The sequence below is a fragment of the Streptomyces sp. ADI95-16 genome (assembly GCF_003721495.1).
Classification (GTDB): Bacteria; Actinomycetota; Actinomycetes; order Streptomycetales; family Streptomycetaceae; genus Streptomyces; species Streptomyces goshikiensis.
Genome location: NZ_CP033581.1, coordinates 1,546,532 through 1,563,862 on the forward strand (window position 1 = coordinate 1,546,532; position 17,331 = coordinate 1,563,862).

Genomic DNA, 17,331 nt, shown 5'->3' on the forward strand with positions numbered 1-17,331 from the left:
GCATACGGAGGGCCGAGCGTCGGCAGCGGCCACTGTCCTGCCCGATGGCCCGGCACCGACCACGCGGCGGCAGGCCGCCATCGGCGCTGGGGCCACGTAGGGCACGCAGGGGGGGCCGCGGCAGCCGGTACGGATCAAGAGGGCGCAGGAACCCACTGGGATCCTCGGTCACTGAGATGTCGCCGCCGTCCAGGTAGACCTTGTGATCGCGCCGCCCGCCGGGTCGAGCGATGCCCTTGACGGTGTCCGCCGGTTCGCCTCCGGCCGGTGGGGACGCGCCTGCCGGGCACGTCGGGCGAGAGGGCTGCCAGCCGGGCCCTGTTCCCGTCGCCGGAGCACAGGCCCATGTTGCCGCGGGCCATCACGACCTCGTGGCCGACCGTGCGCAAGCGCCGCCGTACGCGCCTTCCACCTGGCCAATTGGCCTCTCACACAGGGGCCTTCAGCCTGGAACCCGAGGGCCGAAGCCGTAGTTCCTACGTGCTACACCTCCAGGAGGCACGCTCGCCCTCCTTACATACCCCGAGGAGCGCCTATCCTGAGTGCTGTGTCACGAGCGCCGCTCGTAGGGCACCGTCACGACGTCCTTCCAGCCCCTCTTTCCTGACGCTCTCTCAGCCCCCTGGTCCAGCGGCGCAGAGCGTCGCGGAAAGTACGTGCCGTGTTCCGTACGTATCTGCTGCCCGTCGAGGCGGCGGTGACGTGGTTCCCTCTGCTGGTCGCGGTCATCATGGTGCCGGTCGCGGTCCACGGATACCGTCGCCGCGGCCGGGCCGGCGGCTGGCCGGTTCTCGTCCTCTACAGCTTCGTCTTCTACCTGCTCGCCGCGCTGCTGCAGACCGTGATGCCCCTGCCCGCCGACACCGACGCGCACTGCGCCACCGTCCGCTACGCCGAGAGCCCTCAGCTCGAACCCTTCGCCTTCCAGGCCACGATCTCCACCGCGGCGGCCGGCGACTGGTCCCCGACCGCCCTGGCCATCGTGCGCCCGGCTTGGACCACGCTCCTCAACTTCGTGCTGCTCCTGCCCCTGGGCGTCTATCTGCGCTACTACCTGCGCCGCGGCATCGTCCCCTCCACCGTCCTGGCCTTCGCGACCTCCCTGTTCTTCGAGACCACTCAATACACCGGACTCTGGTTCGTCTATGCCTGCCCCTACCGCCAGTTCAACGTGGACGACCTCACCCTCAACACGGCCGGAGCCCTGTGCGGCTGGCTGCTCGCCGGCCCCCTCGTCCCCCTGCTCCCCGTCAACGACCCCGACCGCGAACGCACCCGCTACGGCACCCGCGTCACCCTCACCCGCCGCGCCCTGGCCTTCCTCACCGACCTCACCGGCTGGCTCATCACCTGGACGCAGGCCACCGGCCTGCTCGCCCTGGCCACCGACTGGGCCACCGGCCGCCGTTACGCCCTGCCCGCCGGTGCCGCCCTCGGCCTGCTCTGGTTCTGGCTGCTGCCCGCACTCCTCGCCACCACCCCGGGCAAACACCTCCTCCTGCTCCGCCTCGCCCACAGGGACGGCGCTGATCCCGGCCCGCTGCGCCTGACGGCGCGCTCCTTCCTCCTGTACTCGCCCCTGGCCCTGACTTGGCTCGCCCTGGCCCACCACACCGCCACGCTGACCCTGCCGCCATCCATCGGCACCGCGCTCCCCCTCCTGGCCGGCTCCGCCGCCCTCGTCATGTGGGGATCACTTCCCCTCGCGCGCCTGCTCCGCAACGACGGGCACGCACCCCACGAACGCTGGTCCGGAGCCGTCAACCTGGCCCAACCCGAACGGGGAGACGATGTCCCCGGACCGCGAACCTCCGCGATCCCGGCAAGAAACGACCCCCTCACGGCGGGCAGCGACGGGCAGAACTCCGGGTGACTGATCCCCGGCCGCGGCGACCGGCTGTCCTGCGGGGCCGCAGCCCCCTTTCCTCAGGTTCCGCCGCGTGGCGAGTGAACGGTAAGAGCACCGTGAGCGCGCAGAACAGCGGCCAGGTCATCCCGCTGGTCGCGCAGCGTGGTGTCGAGGGAGGCGGCGGCGAGGTGCTGGGCAGGATCGGAGTCGCTGCATAAGCCGTAGCCCACACGGGCTGCGTCGCTTTACGCGGGGGCCTCTCCCGTCTGTACGTCTCGTTTTCGCGTGAGTCACCGTGTCTCTTTCAGCGGTGCGGTACATGATGGAGGTCACACCGTTTCAGAGCCTCATGTGGGTTCCCGTCGACGCGTCAGAGGTCGGCGTACGGTCCGTGGACCCGGCCGTGCGCTGAGACGGGGTCGGTCGTAGCCTGCGGCCATGACTGAGATTGCGATGCCGACACCCGATGATGCCTTCGAGATGCTGCTGGCGGGCAACCAGCGGTTCGTCACCGGTTCGCCCGAGCACCCCAACCAGGACGCCGCACGCCGCACCCAGACCGCGCCGGCCCAGAACCCCTTCGCGGTGGTGTTCGGGTGCTCCGACTCCCGGCTGGCCGCCGAGATCGTCTTCGACCGTGGCCTGGGCGATCTGTTCGTAGTCCGTACCGCCGGGGCATGTCGCAGGTACCGAAGTGCTCGGAAGTCTCGAGTTCGGCGTGAGCGTCCTCAACGCGCCGCTGGTCGTCGTCCTCGGCCACGATTCCTGCGGCGCCGTAGCCGCGGCCTGCTCCGCCCTGGAGAACGGGCAGACGCCGGGTGGCTTCGTCCGTGACGTCGTGGAGCGGGTGACCCCCAGTGTTCTCGCGGCGCGCGCCGCCGGACGGGTTGAGCCGGAGGAGATCCTGGCCGAGCACATCGAGCACACGGTGGACCTGCTGCTGGAACGCTCCCGCGTCCTGGCCGAGCGGGTGACCGAAGGCCGCCTCGGCGTGGCGGGGCTGTCCTATCGGCTGGCCGACGGCACCGCCCGAGTGGTCACCACCCGCGGTCTGAGCAGGTCTGACGTCGCAGCCCGGTGAAACCCCGCTGCTGCTCCGGCCGGTGGTCAGTGTTCCTGCAGGCCGGGTACGGAGGAGGGCCTGGGCCCGGCGGCGCGGCGGAGCCGGTTGGCGATCGCGCATCCCAGCCCCTCCTCCGCCGGCAGGGACGCAATGATGAGGTCGCAGCCCTGCTGGTCGAGCTCACGCAGGAACCCGTACAGCCCGCGCGCGTAGGCGGCCAGCGAAACGGGGAGGGCCACCACGGCGTGTGCCTTCACCGAGGCGTCGGTGAACGACGGGGGAAGGAACACGCCGACCTGGTGCCCCAGTTCCTGCGCGAGCTCCGCCTCGGTGAGGACCTTCTCGGGCTCGACGAGGACGACCCTCGCCTGCGGCGCGTAGTGCGACGGGTGCTGGCCCGGCACCCGGACCGGGCTCGTCGAGGGGACCGCGAGCCGGTACCCCAGCACCGCTTCGAGGTCCTCGCGCGTCACCCCGCCGGGCCGAAGGATGCTCGGGGCATCGCCCGTGACGTCGACGATGGTGGACTCGACGCCGACCTCGCAGGGCCCGCCGTCCAGCACGAAGTCGACCGCTTCGCCGAGCTCGACACGGACGTCGTTCGCGGTTGTGGGGCTGACCTGGCCGAAGCGGTTGGCCGAGGGAGCCGTGACACCGCCGCCGAACGCCGACAGCATGGCGAGTGCGACGGGGTGGTCGGGCACGCGCACGGCCACCGTCTCAAGGCCACCCGTCGCTTCCAGCGGCACCCGGCGACCGCGCCGCAGGATCAGCGTGAGCGGCCCCGGCCAAAAGCATTCGGCCAGCAGGCGCGCCGTCGCAGGCACGTCCTGGACCCAGTCGCACAGGTGCTCCGCGCCGGCGATATGGACGATCAGCGGGTGGGAGGGCGGGCGCCCCTTGGCCTGGAAGATACGCGAGACGGCTGTGGGGTCCTCGGCGTTGGCACCGAGACCGTAGACGGTCTCGGTCGGGAAGGCCACCAGACCTCCGGCGCGCAGCGCCCCGGCCGCCTTGTCGATGTCACTGATGCTTGCCATCACCCTCGTCATCCTCTCACCGATCCGGCTTCCCCGTGCCGCGCTCCCGCCGACGCACGACGGCCAACCAAGGCCGGCAGTGCCCGTTCTCAGCTACCTCTCGGCCCCACAACCAAGATCATCTCTGGCCGTGTATCCGGCAACCGACACCCCAGCAGACTCCTCGCAGGCCGCTACACCGGTCCGGGCGCAGGGGTGGCGTCGCGTACGGAGCGGTACACGGCCCGGGCGAGGCGGGCACCCCACAGTGAGCGGGGGCCGGCGAAGGCGTGGACCTCTTCGCCGGGGCACGGGGTGCGGGCGGCGATGCACACAGCGTCGGTGGGTGTGCCGGAGCAGTCGTAGCCGGCCTCCAGCAGCGCCTGCACCTTGGCTTCGGTGGCGGTGGCGACCGCGTTGACCAGCGCGGCATCGCTCAGCGCCACCGGAAGCGCGACGATGACGTTGACCGTGCCGGGCGCGGCCGGATGGAGCGATCCCTCCTGGGGTGAGGCGGCCCACCCGCGGACGCCGATGCCCACCGTGGCGACGGCCTCGACGCCGCCGTCGCGCACATGCCCGTATCGGGTGACGTCGGCGGCCGTCATCAGCCCGACTCCTCGCCCATCGGTGCGGGCGCCGCGGGCCAGCTCCTCAAGATGCCGGTCGGGGTCGGTGCGACGGTAGCCGTGAGAGACCTGCGCGTTGAGGACCCAGGCCCGCTCGCCGATGCCTCCGCCGAGGACCGCGCTGCTGATCATCCTCCAGCCGGCTCCCGCCCGCCACAGCAGGGCGTGCAGCCGTTCACCGTCCTCGACCCGGGGCAGGCGCTCCACCTGGAGAAGACCAGCCGCGGTGCGGGACGGCGGAATGGCGGCGGTCACCGATCGGGGCTCCTTCACAAGGCCGCGGACCGGCCGATCCTACGCCTTCCCCCTCACCGCCCTCCCTGTGTCTCCACTCCCCTTCTCCGGGTGCCGTTCTCGGGTCGCATCATGTCGGGCTGAGGCCGCAGCAGGTCACCACGTCACGATGTGGACATCGCGTCACCAGGGGCGTTCCCTGGAAACAGAAAGGGCGTGTCGAATACATGGGAGAGAGCGCCGTGCTCGAGTCGTTCCGCGTGGAGGTCCGGCCCCGGACTGCCGGCCGCTGTGACGTGTCCGTGGCCGGAGAACTGGATGTGGTCACGGTCGAGGAACTGCGCCACGTCCTCCAGCAGGCCGTGATGACCTACCCGTGCACGGTCGTCGACCTGGGCGGCGTCCGGTTCTGCGACTGCACCGGCCTCAGTGCCCTGCTGGCCGCCCGTCACCGCGCGAAGGAACACGGCACCGAGTTGCGGCTGCGGACGGTGCCAATCGCCGTGGCCCGGCTGCTGCGGCTGACCCACACCAGCGACGCGTTCACCATCGAGCCCGCCGGCCGTCCCGGCAGCCCGCCATCGCAGCGGGGAGCAACCGCGTACACCGCAGCAGCCGCAGGGCCGGGGCATCTCAGATCACGGTCACGGCCGTCACCAGGGGGCCCTTCGGGCCCTGCGTGACCTCGTTTTCGACACGCTGATTGTCTTCCAGGCTGCGGTAGCCGCTGCCCTGAATCTCGGAGTTGACGAAAAGGTCCGGACCGGGGTCCTGCTCGATGAAGCCGAACCCCTTCTCCGCGTTGAAGCACTTCACGGTGCCCGGTGCCACGTCTCGCTCCTGTCCCAGACCGGTGTCAGCGACGCCATCGTTACCGCGCGGCTGAATCCGGACGACGGGCGAAGTCGGTCCAGACGCTTGTCCCCTTCCAGGGCGATCCGGACACCGGGGCGGGCAATGCCAGCCGCACATCCATCGACGGAGTTGACGACCACCAACGTCGCGCCAGTGTGGGCGTCCCTCATCGCGCGCTCGACGTCGTCGGCGGTCAGCAGTTCGACGAAGCCGATCTGGGTCAGCTCTTCCCGGAAGGGCTTGACCATGAGCTCTGGGTACGGCATGACAGATCCTCACGTTGGGTAGTGCCGGTGCTGCGAAGGGTACTGCCCTGTTGTGTCCGGCTCACCCGGCTCGCCGGTTGTTCAGCCCTGTTCGGAGACCGGGGACGACGGGGGGAGCCCGGTCGAAGCGCACGTTTCTCATCCCGGTGCTCGTTGTCCCTGTGTGGCTGCCGGGAGCAGTCGGCCGGCCTGCACCGACGGCTTCCGGGCCGGCCACGTGGCCTGCCCGGAAGCCGTATCGTCGGTGTTGTCAGGGGACAAGGAGCCAGAATGCCTGGTCGGCGTACTGGCCGTTGATACCGACGGCGACGGTGAGGGTGTCGTCGCGGTCCCCGCACTGCGGGGTCTTCGTGTACGACGGGTAGGCGTCGGTGCCGAAGGGCACACCGGCGACTGGCACGGTCTGCGGCGTGATGTTTATACGGGCTCCCGCGTCGCCGGCTTCCTGCGTACGCCCGGTGAGACCGGCCGCTCCGCGAAACCGGAAGGACCTCGGCTGCCTTTCCGGGCAGGACGCGGATGCGACGCTCAGCCGCCGACCCTTCCGGCGTCGACGCGCCGACCGCGCGAGGTATCCACCACCACGGGGATGCCGTCCGGAATCCGACCCTCGAGCCGGTCGAGCAAGGACTTCACCGGCGGGAGTTCTCCTGGGGTGCGAACGTGGATGTACATCGTCCGGGAGGCCATGTCGACACTCGTGACGCTCGCGTCCGGCTCCTCCCCGAGCCACTGTTCCGCAGCGTCCTTGGTGCGGCCGGTCCAGACGTTGAGCAGCAACGTGGCCGTGGTGTTGGCCGCCAGCGGAACGAGTACGACAACGAACAGCAGGACCATGGCGACAGCCGCCCCCCGGGCGGGGCGCCCGGCTGCCTTGTCCGCCTCCGCGGCGTAACCGAGCGACGCGAACACCACCATGCCGGCGAAGACCAGGGCGAAGAGGTTCGACACGAACAGGGCAATCGCGCCCAGTGCCAGCCACCCCGACCGCTGTCCCAGGCACACTCCAGCCACCACCAGGGGCGGGACGAGGGAGATGGCGATCGCGACGCCGGGCAACACGGCGGCGACGTCGCGGCGGGCCAACGCCACCGCTCCGGCGAAGCCGGTCGCCAGGGCGGCGATCAGGTCTATCAGGCCCGGCGATGTCCGCGAGGAGATCTGACTGTTCGACAGTAGGTCGTAGTTGCTCGGCAGGGCCACCGACATGACCACCCCTGTCGCGATCACCAGCAGGCACGCCAGGAAGACGATCGCGGCCGATCCGGTGCGACGGCGCTGCACCGAGCCCAGAGCGATGCCCATGATCGGAGTGGACAGCGGCGCGATGATCATGGCGCCGATCACCGTCGCCGTCGAGTCGGTGAGCACCCCGCCGGCAGCGATGACCGAGGACAGCGTCAACATCGTCCAGAAGGCCGAACGCTTGGATGTCGTGTCCCCGGTCGACAGCACGAGGTCCTGCGTCAGTTCGTCCAGGGAACGGCGCTGTGAGGCCGGCAGGACACGGGCGCGAACCTTGCCTGTCATGCTCCAAAACAATCATGGCCAGGACGGTTCCGGCGGTCAGGACACGCGAGCAGCTGGTTCCGGCTTGGGCGTGCGGCTGAGTGGAGATCCTCTCCTTGGAATTCGGCGTCGGCACCGGCGCCGCACGAAGACGAGCCATCCCGTCCTGACCGCCCCGCCGAGCTCGTCGCCCCGAGAGATGTCGCCGGCGCCCGGGAGGAGCAAACGTTTCAGAGGACCCACAGAAGATCCAGGTCATCATCCAGAACGCTCCGAGGACCGGGGTAGCCGTAGGCCGGATTCATGCTGTCACCACACGGGTGCTGCCGACGACGGGGGCAATGGCCACGAGGGCGCCCTGGATGCCCTGCAAGGGCACACCGACGCCGTCGGCTGCACCGAAGCCGAGCCCCTTCTCGGGCAGTGGAGCCCGTACGGCCCTGACAAACAGCTCGGCGGCCAGCGCTCCAACCATTTCAGGACGCCTCCGACCACACAGCTGACGGCTCCCCCGACAGTCGCCGATCAGGCATGACGATCCATCAGGAACTCCACCGTCCGCGCGTCAAACTGTCCTGTGCCATCGAACCTTGAGCGATTGCCATCCAAGTTTGAGCGACTACGCCAGCGGGCGAGTACCGTGTCGGCCCGTGACATTGAGCAGCAGCAAGGAACTGATGGCCTGGCAGCCGCCAGCTGGTTGGCGGGAGCTGAGCGGCGACCAGCGGAGCACCTACCTGCAACAGCACGGCATACGGTTCCCGCTGAGGCCGTCTGACTGGGAGGCCATGGAGCACGAGCAGCGGATGACCTACCTGAACTGGGTGTCCAAGGTCATGCACGACACCCCCGAGTCCCGGGCGGCCAAGCAGAGCGAGTACCGCAAAGACCTGCTGGCCTGGAGGGTTCTCATGGGCTGGTGGGTCCTGTGCCTCCTGACCGCGCTAGGCATCGTGTGGGGAACCGACGCGTTCCCGGAGGGCGTGGGCCTCCGAATCGGCATGACCGTCTTCGCCCTCGCCGCGTACACCGTCACGTTCTTCGTGCCTATGGGTGCCACCAGACCTTCGCCTCCGCGCACCTGACCATCCCAGGCATCGGCCGTGGCCACGGTTGTCCTTGATCGCTCGCGGCCGAATCCAGGGCATGCCCGCCCCACGCTGTCGCTTCCCACAGCTCCCGGGGGCACACTTCGGCCCTGAGGCTGCTCCGAGACGCCTCTGACGCGCAAATAGATCGGTTCCAAGGTCACCAAGGCACTGACGCCTTCGATTTGCCCGTCCCACGGCGGGCGGCGAAGCCGCCCTGGGTCGCTGACCAGGCGTGATCAAACTGCGATGACACAAACTCACGTCGATCAAAGTTCGATGGCACACGATCAAGGTTCGCTGGCACAGGACACAAACGTGTGTCACATGCGTCGAACATGCGTCGAGGTATCACACCTAACGCACGTAGCACCCATAGCGCACACCTGGAGAAATAGCAGGTCAGCGGCCCTTCTCGGCAGGTTCAAGGATGGCGACACACTCGACATGGTGCTGGACAAGATGCGGTTCAGGAGTTCACACATCGCTTCCTCGTTCCTGCCGGGGGTGGGGCCACTGGGGTGGGAAAGTGACGGGCCGGCCAACTGAGGGCGCGTTACGATCCCCGTCAACCGCAGCCGGGTTGGCGCAGCCCCTTGCCCGCCTATTGCGGGCCAGTTCTCCAAGTTCTTCCCGCAGATCTGCTTCGTTCCCGATGTCGGGATGCAGCGGGTGGCCGGCGGCCAGCTGACGAGCGTGACCGCTGTTGGAGGAGGATGTTCCGGATTGTTCGATGTTCGGAGAGACGCGCGGAAAGTTGTCACCTTCCGATAGATCCCTGAAGGTGCTGTATTTCCCCACGATCCTTTTCTCTCCCAGCTCGGCGATGCCGACGGACCTGGCAGAACCAGGAGCAGCCGGCGGAGCCGCTTCTGGGTGTCGGAGTGTCTGCTCGCCCGGCGGATCAGTGGAGCGAAGAAGATCCGCTCGCTGGTTCTGGTGCCGTTGTGCCGGACGCTCGACCCAACTGCTCAGCGCCCGAGCAGTGGGGGCTTGGACGAGGTCGCAGGCGGCCGGGTCGTCGACGGCAAACGGCATCGCCTCGACCTTGCGCTGCAGGCAGGTCCGGTGCTGGAAGCGCGCCGAGGGTTTGCGGGCGTTGTCCGCGCCCGTGCCAAGGCTGCTGAGCTGCCGGGTGGGGACGCCCGCCGGGCTGGAACAACGCGCGAATCCGGCTGGCGGTCGAGCCCACAAATTTCTGCGGACGCGAGGCCCCTTTGACGTGGGCCGGCCCGCCTTTCCAACGGCTCCCCGAACGTGTGCCAGGGCCCGCTTGAGCCCTCTGCGCTACTGGCGAGGGCAGCGGCCGCCCTCTTGAGCGGGGATAGTCTGACTACTTGACCCGTTTCGGGTGCGCTGTCGAGGGAGGTGGTCCCATGCGGGTGGCGCGTCTGCTCGTGGCCGCGCTCGTCTTGGTGCTGCTGCCCATCGCGTGCTCGGACAGTGATGTGCCGGATCGTCCGTCCGGCCAGATTGCCGTGGCCACCGGCAATCCGGGCGGCGTGTACGCGGAGTACGGAGCGGGCTACGCCGATGTCATCGGGCGCCGGTTGCCCGACGCGTCAGCGCGGGTTCTGCACACCGGCGGGAGCGTGGAGAATCTGCGCAAGGTCGAGTCTGGTCAGGCGCAGGCGGGTTTCGCCCTCGCCGACGCCGCCGCTGACGCCGTCGCCGGGCGCCCGCCTTTCTCCCGGCCGCTGCCGGTGGTGGCGCTCGCCGCGTTGTACGACAACTATGTGCAGCTGGTTGTCCGTGCGGACAGCCCGGTGCGCAGTGCGAAGGCGCTGCGGGGGCTGCGGGTGTCTGTGGGTTCCGACGGGTCGGGTACGGCGCTGATCGCTGAACGCATTCTGAAGGTTGCCGGGCTTTCGCCGGAGACGGATGTGACGTCGCTGCGGCTGAATGTGCGCGAGTCCGCGGCCGCCCTCGCGGCCGGGCGGATCGATGCCTTCTTCTGGAGTGGTGGTCTGCCGACCGGGGCGATCACCGAGCTGCGCCGGGGGACGGAGATCCGTCTGGTGGACCTTGGTGACGTGGTCGGGGAGCTGACGCGGGCCTATGGCGAGCTGTATACCGAGACCACGGTGCCTGCCGTGGTCTACGGTGCGCAGAGCGCGGTGACGACGGTGAGCGTGCCAAATTTCCTGGTGGTGCGGCGTGACATGGCGGAGTCGGAGGCGTACTGGCTGACCCGGTTGCTGTTCGACGGGCAGGCGCAGCTGATTCGGGCGCATCCGGAGGCCCGGCGTCTGGACCGGCGGTCGGCGATCGCCACTCATCCGTTGGAGCTGCACCCGGGGGCTGCCCGCTGGTACCGCGAGGCCCATCCCTGAGGTGAGGGTCAGGGGGTGACCGCGGGGGTCGCGGGCGCAGGGGGTGCGGCGGGTAGTCGTACGGTCGCGATGAGTCCGTGGGGTTGTGCCGCTGCCAGGTGGAGTTCGCCGCCTCCGGCTTCCACGAGTATCCGTGTGAGGGCGAGGCCGAGGCCTGTGCCGGGGACGTTCTGGTGACGTGTGCTGCGCCAGAATCTGCCGCCCGCCTGGGCGAGTTCTTCCGTCGTCAGTCCGGAGCCCTGATCCTGGACGGTCACCTCCACCATGCCGTGTTCCGTGTCCGCTGTACGTCCGTGTGGCGGGCCGGCGGTGTCGTGGCTGTGGGTGTCCGGTGCGTGTTTCACGCAGATGTCCACGGGTGAGCCGTCGCCGAACTTGAGGGCGTTGTCGAGGAGGGTGTCCAGGGTCTGGTCGAGGCACTCGGGCAGGGACAGTGCGCTGATGCCGTCGGGGATCCGGGTGGTGAGGGTGACGCCTTCGGCGTCGAAGGCGGCCCGCCAGGCGTCGGCGCGGTGGGCGACCACGGCTGATACGTCGACGGGTGTCCGTTCCGCTTCGGATGCCTCCGCTCTGGCCATGCGCAGCAGTCCGTCGAGCATCTGGCCGAACCGGTCGGCTTCTTCTACCGCGCTATGGAGTTCGTGTAGGCCTTGGGGGTCGTTGACGAAGTCTTCCAGGTTCTCCACCCTCAGCCGGAGGGCGGTCAGTGGGTTGCGTAGCTGGTGGGAGGCTTGTGCGACGAAGGCGCGCTGCTGTTCCTGGGAGGCGTGCATGCTGTCGGCCATGGCGTTGAAGCTGTTGGCGAGGCGGCGTAGTTCCGGGGCGCCGGCCCGGTCGGAGACGTGGGTCTTCAGGCGCCCGAGGGCGACTTCGTGGGTGGCACGGTCGAGTTCGTGGACGGGGCGCAGTACCCAGCGCACGACGGGGGCGGCGACGGCGATCAGGACGATGGCGAGGGCGGTGAGGCTGCCGAGTATGACGAGGGTCAGGTAGTCGGCGACTTCGGAGCGGGCCCGGTCGGTGGGGGAGACGATCAGTACGGCGCCGAGGATGTGGCCGTCTCGTTTGATGGCGTCGGCGTGGATGAACGGGCGGTCGTCCCAAGGCCATACGACGCTGGGCCGTTCGGGGGGCCGGTCGGCCAGGGCCTGGAGGAGTGCGGAGCGTACGTGAGGTTCTTCGAGGTCGATGGGGTGCGGGGCAACGACGGTCGTCTTGCGGTCGGCGTCGACGACGGCGACCTGGGAGTCGTACAGGCCGGTGTAGCGGTCGGCGGCGGCTTGGAGGCGGGCTGTTCGTCCTGTTTCCAGGGCGGTGGCGGCCATGTCGGCGAACCAGGCGCTGTCCTGGACGCGTCCGGTGAAGGACGTCTGGATGGTGCGGTCGGCGGTGGCCCGTACCAAGGGCACGCTGAGGGCAACGATGAGGCCGGCGACGAGGGCGCAGACGATGACGAGGAGCCGGCGGTGCATCGGGGGCTCAGCAGCCGGCCGCCGCGGGCGGCGGGGCGGAGTCCAGGGTGGCGGGGTTTGTGGTGAGGCGGTAACCGAAGCCGCGGACGGTCCGCACGAGGCTTCCGGTGCGCCCGAGCTTGCCGCGCAGGGTGGCCACGTGGACGTCGAGGGTGCGTGACATTCCGTCGTAGGCCGTTTGCCATACCTCGACCAGGATCCGATCCCGGGATACGGCGGCGCCGCCGGCGCGGACCAGGACGGCCAGGATGTCGTACTCCTTGCGGGTCAGGGGTACGGGCCGTCCGTCGAGGGTGACCGTGCGTTGTGCGAGGTCTATCGCGAGGCCGTCGTCGAGGGTGAGGAGGGGTTCTTGGCGGGGTTGGTGGTTCATGCTGCGCCGCAGGACCGCTTCGATGCGGGCGAGCAGTTCTGCGGTTCCGAAGGGTTTCACTACGTAGTCGTCCGCGCCGCTGCGTAGTCCGCGGACGCGGTCGGGTTCGCTTCCGCGGGCGGTGACGGCGATGACGGGGACTCCGCCGCGGGCCCGTAGTTCCCGGCAGACCTCGATTCCGTCCCGGTCCGGAAGGCCCAGGTCGAGGAGGACGAGGTCGACGGGGGGTGCGGCCAGGGCCTGGGCGGCGCTGGCGGCGCGCTGCACGTCGTAGCCGTTGCGGCGCAGGGCGCCCGCGAGGGCTTCGGCTACTCGGTTGTCGTCTTCGACGACGAGTATGCGCAACGCGTCCTCCCGGTGCTTCCCTGGCTGGTCCTGCGCCCCGGGGCCCGCCCCGAGGTGTGTGGGTGGCGCGGCGCAGGGTGGTGCCGTTGGGACCAGCGTAGGAGTGATCCAGGTCACTGAATCCTAAACCTTCGTTAAGAGGGCGGGACTTTTCTGTCGCCGGCTTGTTACGGCTGCCACGGTCTGAGGAATCGCAGCGTTCATTCCGAGGAGGCCGTCATGGGCATGGTGGAAGCGCCGTCGGTACCGGGGCAGCGGACAGCGGACGAGCTGGTGGCCGAGTTCGACCAGGAGCGGCCGGCCCGAAAGTTGTCCCCCGTGGTGTCCGCGGCTGTGTCCGCGGTATGTGCCGTGCTGTCGGTCTTCGTGCTGTACGCGATCTTCTTCCCGGTCGCCAAGGGCGGCCAGTACTACCTCACTCTCTTCCTCGCCGCGACGCTTCCGCTGATCTTCCTTACCCATCGCGGAACGGTGCGGGTGCCCGCCTTGGCGCTCTCGTGGCGCCGGGGCTATGCCGCGGGGGCAGCCGGGGAGGCAGTGAAGGGGGCGGGCGGAGCGGCACGGCGCGACGACCCGGGCTGGTTCGACTGGATGCTGGCCGCCTGCGCCCTGGCGGTGTGCCTCTACCCGCTGCTGGAGTTCGACGCTTTCATCGAGCGCCGGCAGCTGCCCACCCCGCTCGACGTGGCCATGGGAATCGCCGTGATCATTCTGGTGCTGGAGGCATGCCGGCGGACCACCGGCTGGGTACTCCCGGCGTTCTGTACGGCGTTCCTGCTGTACGCGTACTACGGCGGGCTGCTTCCCTACCAGTGGTCGCTGGCGCACGGCGGCTTCGACATCGACGCGATCTCCGCCCACTTCTTCATGAGCACCGACGGCGTCTACGGCGTACCACTGAACGTGGCCGCCACTTACATCGTGCTGTTCACCATCTTCGGCGCCGTGCTCGACATCTCCGGGGCCGGCAAGTTCTTCATCGACCTGTCGTTCGCAGCGTTCCGCGGCTCCCGCAGCGCCCCCGGACGCACCGTGACGGCCGCGGGATTCCTCCTCGGCACCGTCTCGGGTTCCGGTACCGCCACCGCCGTCAGTCTGGGATCGGTCGCCTGGCCCGTACTGCGCAGGGCCGGCTACAGCAAGGAGGCGGGCGGCGGCGTACTGGCCGCTGCGGGGATCGGCGCGATCCTCTCCCCTCCGACGCTGGGTGCCGCCGCGTTCATCATCGCCGAGTACCTCAAAACGAGCTATCTCACCGTCCTGCTGTACGCCCTGGTGCCCACGCTGCTGTACTACCTGGGCATTCTCCTGGCCGTGGAGATCGACGCCCGTAAACACCAGGCCCGGCCCGTGATCGATGAGGAAGCCGTCTCGGCGTGGAGGCTGCTGGGTCGGTTCGGCTACCACTTCCTGTCCCTCTTCATGATCATCGGTTTCATGGCGATGGGGCTGCCCCCCTTCCGGGCCGTGGTCTACGCCACCGCACTGCAGTTCCTGCTGTCCTTCCTCGACGCCCGGCACCGGATGACTCCGCGCCGGCTGTACACGGCACTCGCCGAGGGCAGCAGGTCCGTGCTGCCGGTGGTCGCCACCTGCGCCGCGGCGGGCATCATCGTCGCCGTCGTAACCCAGACCGGACTCGGCCTGAACCTGGCCTCCGTCATCGTCGACGCCGCCGGCCTGTTCGGTGACAACGCGACCGTGGAACTGGTCGTGACCGTCATCTTCGCGGCCCTCGCGGTGTCGGTCCTGGGACTCGCCGTCCCGGTCACCGCCTCGTTCATCATCTCCGCGGTCATCATCGCGCCCGCGCTGCTCTCTCTCGGGGTGAGCACCCCCGAGGCGTACATGTTCATCTTCTACTACGCCGTACTGTCCGAGGTCAGCCCGCCCACGGCGCTTGCCGCGGCCGCCGCGGCCGCCATCACCGGCGGCAACCCGATGCGCACCATGGTGGCGACCTGGAAATACTCGCTGCCCGCGTTCCTCGTACCGTTCGCGTTCGTCCTCACCGACAACGGCTCCCGACTCCTGGGCACCGGAAGCCTGACAGGCGTCCTGTGGACGACCGCGGTCTCCGCCCTCGCCGTCGCCGCGCTCGCCGTCGCCACCGGAGGCCGCCTGCTCGGCCCGGCAGGCCCCTTGGAGCGTGGGCTGTGCGTCATCGCCGCCCTGTGCCTGCTCTACCTCGAACCCGCCGCGATCACCACCGGCCTCATCGCCCTGGCTCTCGCGGTCGGTATCCGCCTGGTACGCCGCGGGCAGCGCTCCCCCGCACCCCGCACCACAGATCCCACAGGTCCCGGCCTTCAAGCCGAAGCCGTCACGGAAGGACACCTCCCCTCATGAATCACCCCACGCGAACCACACGCCTGGCCGTCCCCGCCCTGGCCTTCGCGCTCGCGCTCGCCGCGACCGCCTGCGCGGGAGGCAAACAGGACGACAAGGGGGCCGCGAACAGTGGAAAGGGAGGGCGGCTCACCATCGCCACCGGACCCACCACCGGCGTCTACTACCAGATCGGCGGCGGACTGGCCGAACTGATCTCCGACAACCTCGACGGCTACCGAGCCACCGCCGCCACCACCGGCGCGTCCGTGCAGAACATCCAAGGCCTCCAGGCCGGAAGCTACGACATCGCCTTCTCCCTGCTCGACACCGCGCAAGACGCCGTCGAAGGCAAGGGAAGCTTCGACACACCACAAAACGTCGAAGCCCTCACCCGCCTGTACCCCAACTACACCCAGATCCTGGTCCGAGCAGACTCCAAGATCGCCTCCCTCCAGGACATGAGAGGCAAACGAATCTCCACCGGGGCACCCAACTCCGGCACCGAGGTCATCGCCAGACGGCTGCTGAGCGCCGCAGGCCTGGACCCCGTCAAGGACGTCTCGGCGCAACGACTGGCCCTGCCCGAATCGGTGGACGCCATGAAGGACAACACGATCGACGCGCTCATCTGGTCCGGCGGCCTGCCCACCGGCGGCATCACCGACCTCGTCACCAGCCTCAAGGACAAGGTCCGCTTCCTCGACGTCACCGCGCAGCTCCCGGCACTGAGCAACACCCACGGCGGCGTCTACCAAAAGGGGACCATCCCCGCGGCCGTGTACCACCAGCCGGCGGACGTGCCCACGATCGTGGTACCCAACGTCCTGCTCGTCAAAAAGGGCTTCGACCCCCGACTCGCGGGAAAGATCGCCGACCTCGTCTACGACAAGAAGAACGCCCTTGAGAAAGTCAACGCCGCCGCCACCGAAATCGACCCCGCCCAAGCCGGCAACACCGCCCCCGTCCCCCTCAATCCCGGCGCCGCAAACGCGCTCAAGGCCCTCACCCAAAGGCCCTGAAAACCCACACCCCCGCCCACGACCCAGACCCCGACCGGCGGCCGCAAGCGATCCGTCCGACCACTCCCCCGGCAAGTCCCCCCCACTCCCCCGCGATCCACTGCCCAGGGCGCCCGCGCTCCCCGGCCGACGTGCCGGACCGCCGCCCTCCCCCAAGGGTGATCACGATGTGCGCCACCAGACCGTCACACTCCCGCAGCTTCCCAATAGCCGCGGACATGCAGGCAGTACCGAAAACCCGCCGGCTCGTACTCGCCGTCGTCCACGGATGGAACCTGCGACTGACCGGCGAAACACTCGACGAACTCGCCCTGCTGTGCAGCGAGATCATCACCAACGCCGTACGCCACACCACCGGACCATCCACCCTCACCGTCCTGTGGACCGGCACACGACTACGCGTCGAGGTCACCGACACCGCACCCGAGTTGCCCTCCCCACGAGGATGCACACACCACGCCGAGAGCGGCCGCGGCCTCATGCTGATCGCGGCCATCGCCACCGACTGGGGCACCACACCCACCCCGACGGGCAAAGCCGTCTGGTTCGAGATGGCACCACCGCCCCCCACCACCCACGGAAACAGCCACGACCTCTTCCGGACAAGCCCCAACAAACCGACGACGCCCACACCCGAACTGCCATATCCCGCCCGCGACGCCGCCCTTGAAACACACGGGGCGGCATGACCGCCTCGACACGCTCCGCCTCCCGGCGGACGCGGAGGAAGAGGCGGGCGACGGAATCCCGCGCAGCGTTTCCTTTGGGGCCGGCTGCGGAGAAGAGTGTGCCCTGCGCGGTGTGCAACGTGCCGTCCTCCAGCCGGACGAGGTCCCCGTCCCGTACGGTCGCCGCGCCGCGTGGAGTGCCGGCGCTCAGGGAAGGCATGGAACTCAGGCAGGACGGCCGCCGCCGTGTTCAGGGTTTCGGCCAACCGAGTGGCCAG

General features: G+C 69.2%; 16 protein-coding genes and 1 pseudogene. 8 read left to right on the forward strand and 9 right to left on the reverse strand.

What is annotated here, in order from left to right; translation table 11 throughout:
• Positions 1-661: 661 nt before the first annotated feature.
• Both EES41_RS06435 and EES41_RS06440 read left to right on the forward strand, forming a co-directional pair.
• Entirely contained in the window at positions 662-1,873 is a 1,212-nt protein-coding gene (locus EES41_RS06435) for a VanZ family protein (RefSeq protein ID WP_123076431.1), read from the forward strand.
• A gap of 414 nt (positions 1,874-2,287) precedes the next feature.
• Positions 2,288-2,930, forward strand: a pseudogene (locus tag EES41_RS06440) (carbonic anhydrase).
• Positions 2,931-2,956: 26 nt separating this feature from the next.
• Here the strand turns inward: EES41_RS06440 and EES41_RS06445 are convergent.
• Positions 2,957-3,952 carry an L-threonylcarbamoyladenylate synthase gene (locus EES41_RS06445; protein ID WP_254211343.1) on the reverse strand — a complete coding sequence of 332 codons (996 nt, stop codon included), beginning with the start codon at positions 3,950-3,952 and terminating at the stop codon, positions 2,957-2,959.
• Between the two features lie 173 nt (positions 3,953-4,125).
• Positions 4,126-4,815 carry an adenosylcobinamide amidohydrolase gene (locus EES41_RS06450; RefSeq protein WP_123076435.1) on the reverse strand — a complete coding sequence of 230 codons (690 nt, stop codon included), beginning with the start codon at positions 4,813-4,815 and terminating at the stop codon, positions 4,126-4,128.
• Between the two features lie 206 nt (positions 4,816-5,021).
• Between EES41_RS06450 and EES41_RS06455 the strand changes: the two genes are divergently transcribed.
• The gene (locus tag EES41_RS06455) at positions 5,022-5,477 is read left to right on the forward strand and encodes an STAS domain-containing protein (protein WP_123076437.1); all 456 of its coding nucleotides are present in this window, start codon (positions 5,022-5,024) and stop codon (positions 5,475-5,477) included.
• Here the strand turns inward: EES41_RS06455 and EES41_RS06460 are convergent.
• From EES41_RS06460 to EES41_RS42275, 5 genes are all read right to left on the reverse strand, one after another.
• Positions 5,428-5,625: a cold-shock protein gene (locus tag EES41_RS06460; protein ID WP_123076439.1), complete on the reverse strand. Its 198-nt coding sequence runs from the start codon at positions 5,623-5,625 to the stop codon at positions 5,428-5,430. The genes EES41_RS06455 and EES41_RS06460 overlap by 50 nt on opposite strands.
• Positions 5,607-5,897: a BrxA/BrxB family bacilliredoxin gene (locus tag EES41_RS43785; RefSeq protein WP_302186149.1), complete on the reverse strand. Its 291-nt coding sequence runs from the start codon at positions 5,895-5,897 to the stop codon at positions 5,607-5,609. The genes EES41_RS06460 and EES41_RS43785 overlap by 19 nt, the downstream gene beginning before the upstream one ends.
• A 268-nt stretch (positions 5,898-6,165) precedes the next feature.
• Positions 6,166-6,315 (reverse strand): hypothetical protein, encoded by a 150-nt coding sequence (locus EES41_RS41305; RefSeq protein WP_164495765.1) that lies wholly within the window; start codon positions 6,313-6,315, stop codon positions 6,166-6,168.
• 128 nt (positions 6,316-6,443) lie between these two features.
• Positions 6,444-7,445 carry a DUF389 domain-containing protein gene (locus EES41_RS06470; RefSeq protein ID WP_123076443.1) on the reverse strand — a complete coding sequence of 334 codons (1,002 nt, stop codon included), beginning with the start codon at positions 7,443-7,445 and terminating at the stop codon, positions 6,444-6,446.
• Between the two features lie 280 nt (positions 7,446-7,725).
• On the reverse strand, positions 7,726-7,899 hold the full coding sequence (locus tag EES41_RS42275) for a hypothetical protein (RefSeq protein ID WP_216827244.1): 174 nt from the start codon (positions 7,897-7,899) through the stop codon (positions 7,726-7,728).
• 175 nt (positions 7,900-8,074) lie between these two features.
• Here EES41_RS42275 and EES41_RS06480 point away from each other — a divergent pair, with 175 nt between their 5' ends.
• Together EES41_RS06480 and EES41_RS06485 are read left to right on the forward strand one after the other, a co-directional pair.
• A complete protein-coding gene (locus EES41_RS06480) occupies positions 8,075-8,509 on the forward strand; it encodes a hypothetical protein (protein WP_164495638.1) in 435 nt (144 codons plus the stop codon).
• Between the two features lie 1,379 nt (positions 8,510-9,888).
• Complete coding sequence (locus tag EES41_RS06485; protein WP_123076447.1) at positions 9,889-10,845, forward strand: TAXI family TRAP transporter solute-binding subunit; 957 nt, start codon at positions 9,889-9,891, stop codon at positions 10,843-10,845.
• An 8-nt stretch (positions 10,846-10,853) separates the two neighbouring features.
• Here the strand turns inward: EES41_RS06485 and EES41_RS06490 are convergent, their stop codons facing one another.
• Positions 10,854-12,317 carry a HAMP domain-containing sensor histidine kinase gene (locus tag EES41_RS06490; RefSeq protein ID WP_123076449.1) on the reverse strand — a complete coding sequence of 488 codons (1,464 nt, stop codon included), beginning with the start codon at positions 12,315-12,317 and terminating at the stop codon, positions 10,854-10,856.
• 7 nt (positions 12,318-12,324) lie between these two features.
• On the reverse strand, positions 12,325-13,035 hold the full coding sequence (locus EES41_RS06495) for a response regulator transcription factor (protein ID WP_123076451.1): 711 nt from the start codon (positions 13,033-13,035) through the stop codon (positions 12,325-12,327).
• Between the two features lie 219 nt (positions 13,036-13,254).
• On the opposite strand from EES41_RS06495, the gene EES41_RS06500 reads away from it, so the two are divergent.
• From EES41_RS06500 to EES41_RS06510, 3 genes are all read left to right on the forward strand, one after another.
• Entirely contained in the window at positions 13,255-15,384 is a 2,130-nt protein-coding gene (locus tag EES41_RS06500; RefSeq protein ID WP_254211344.1) for a TRAP transporter fused permease subunit, read from the forward strand.
• Complete coding sequence (locus tag EES41_RS06505; protein ID WP_123076453.1) at positions 15,381-16,385, forward strand: TAXI family TRAP transporter solute-binding subunit; 1,005 nt, start codon at positions 15,381-15,383, stop codon at positions 16,383-16,385. The genes EES41_RS06500 and EES41_RS06505 overlap by 4 nt, the downstream gene beginning before the upstream one ends.
• A gap of 218 nt (positions 16,386-16,603) precedes the next feature.
• The gene (locus EES41_RS06510) at positions 16,604-17,074 is read left to right on the forward strand and encodes an ATP-binding protein (RefSeq protein ID WP_164495766.1); all 471 of its coding nucleotides are present in this window, start codon (positions 16,604-16,606) and stop codon (positions 17,072-17,074) included.
• Positions 17,075-17,331 lie beyond the last annotated feature (257 nt).

Excerpts from the sequence above, each read along its gene's own strand:
- EES41_RS06505 (WP_123076453.1), top strand. The coding sequence starts at position 15,381 with ATGAATCACCCCACGCGAACCACACGCCTGGCCGTCCCCGCCCTGGCC.
- EES41_RS06490 (WP_123076449.1), bottom strand. The coding sequence starts at position 12,317 with ATGCACCGCCGGCTCCTCGTCATCGTCTGCGCCCTCGTCGCCGGCCTC.
- EES41_RS43785 (WP_302186149.1), bottom strand. The coding sequence starts at position 5,897 with ATGGTCAAGCCCTTCCGGGAAGAGCTGACCCAGATCGGCTTCGTCGAA.
- EES41_RS06470 (WP_123076443.1), bottom strand. The coding sequence starts at position 7,445 with ATGACAGGCAAGGTTCGCGCCCGTGTCCTGCCGGCCTCACAGCGCCGT.
- EES41_RS06445 (WP_254211343.1), bottom strand. The coding sequence starts at position 3,952 with ATGGCAAGCATCAGTGACATCGACAAGGCGGCCGGGGCGCTGCGCGCC.
- EES41_RS06500 (WP_254211344.1), top strand. The coding sequence starts at position 13,255 with ATGGGCATGGTGGAAGCGCCGTCGGTACCGGGGCAGCGGACAGCGGAC.
- EES41_RS06485 (WP_123076447.1), top strand. The coding sequence starts at position 9,889 with ATGCGGGTGGCGCGTCTGCTCGTGGCCGCGCTCGTCTTGGTGCTGCTG.
- EES41_RS42275 (WP_216827244.1), bottom strand. The coding sequence starts at position 7,899 with ATGGTTGGAGCGCTGGCCGCCGAGCTGTTTGTCAGGGCCGTACGGGCT.
- EES41_RS06510 (WP_164495766.1), top strand. The coding sequence starts at position 16,604 with ATGCAGGCAGTACCGAAAACCCGCCGGCTCGTACTCGCCGTCGTCCAC.
- EES41_RS06455 (WP_123076437.1), top strand. The coding sequence starts at position 5,022 with ATGGGAGAGAGCGCCGTGCTCGAGTCGTTCCGCGTGGAGGTCCGGCCC.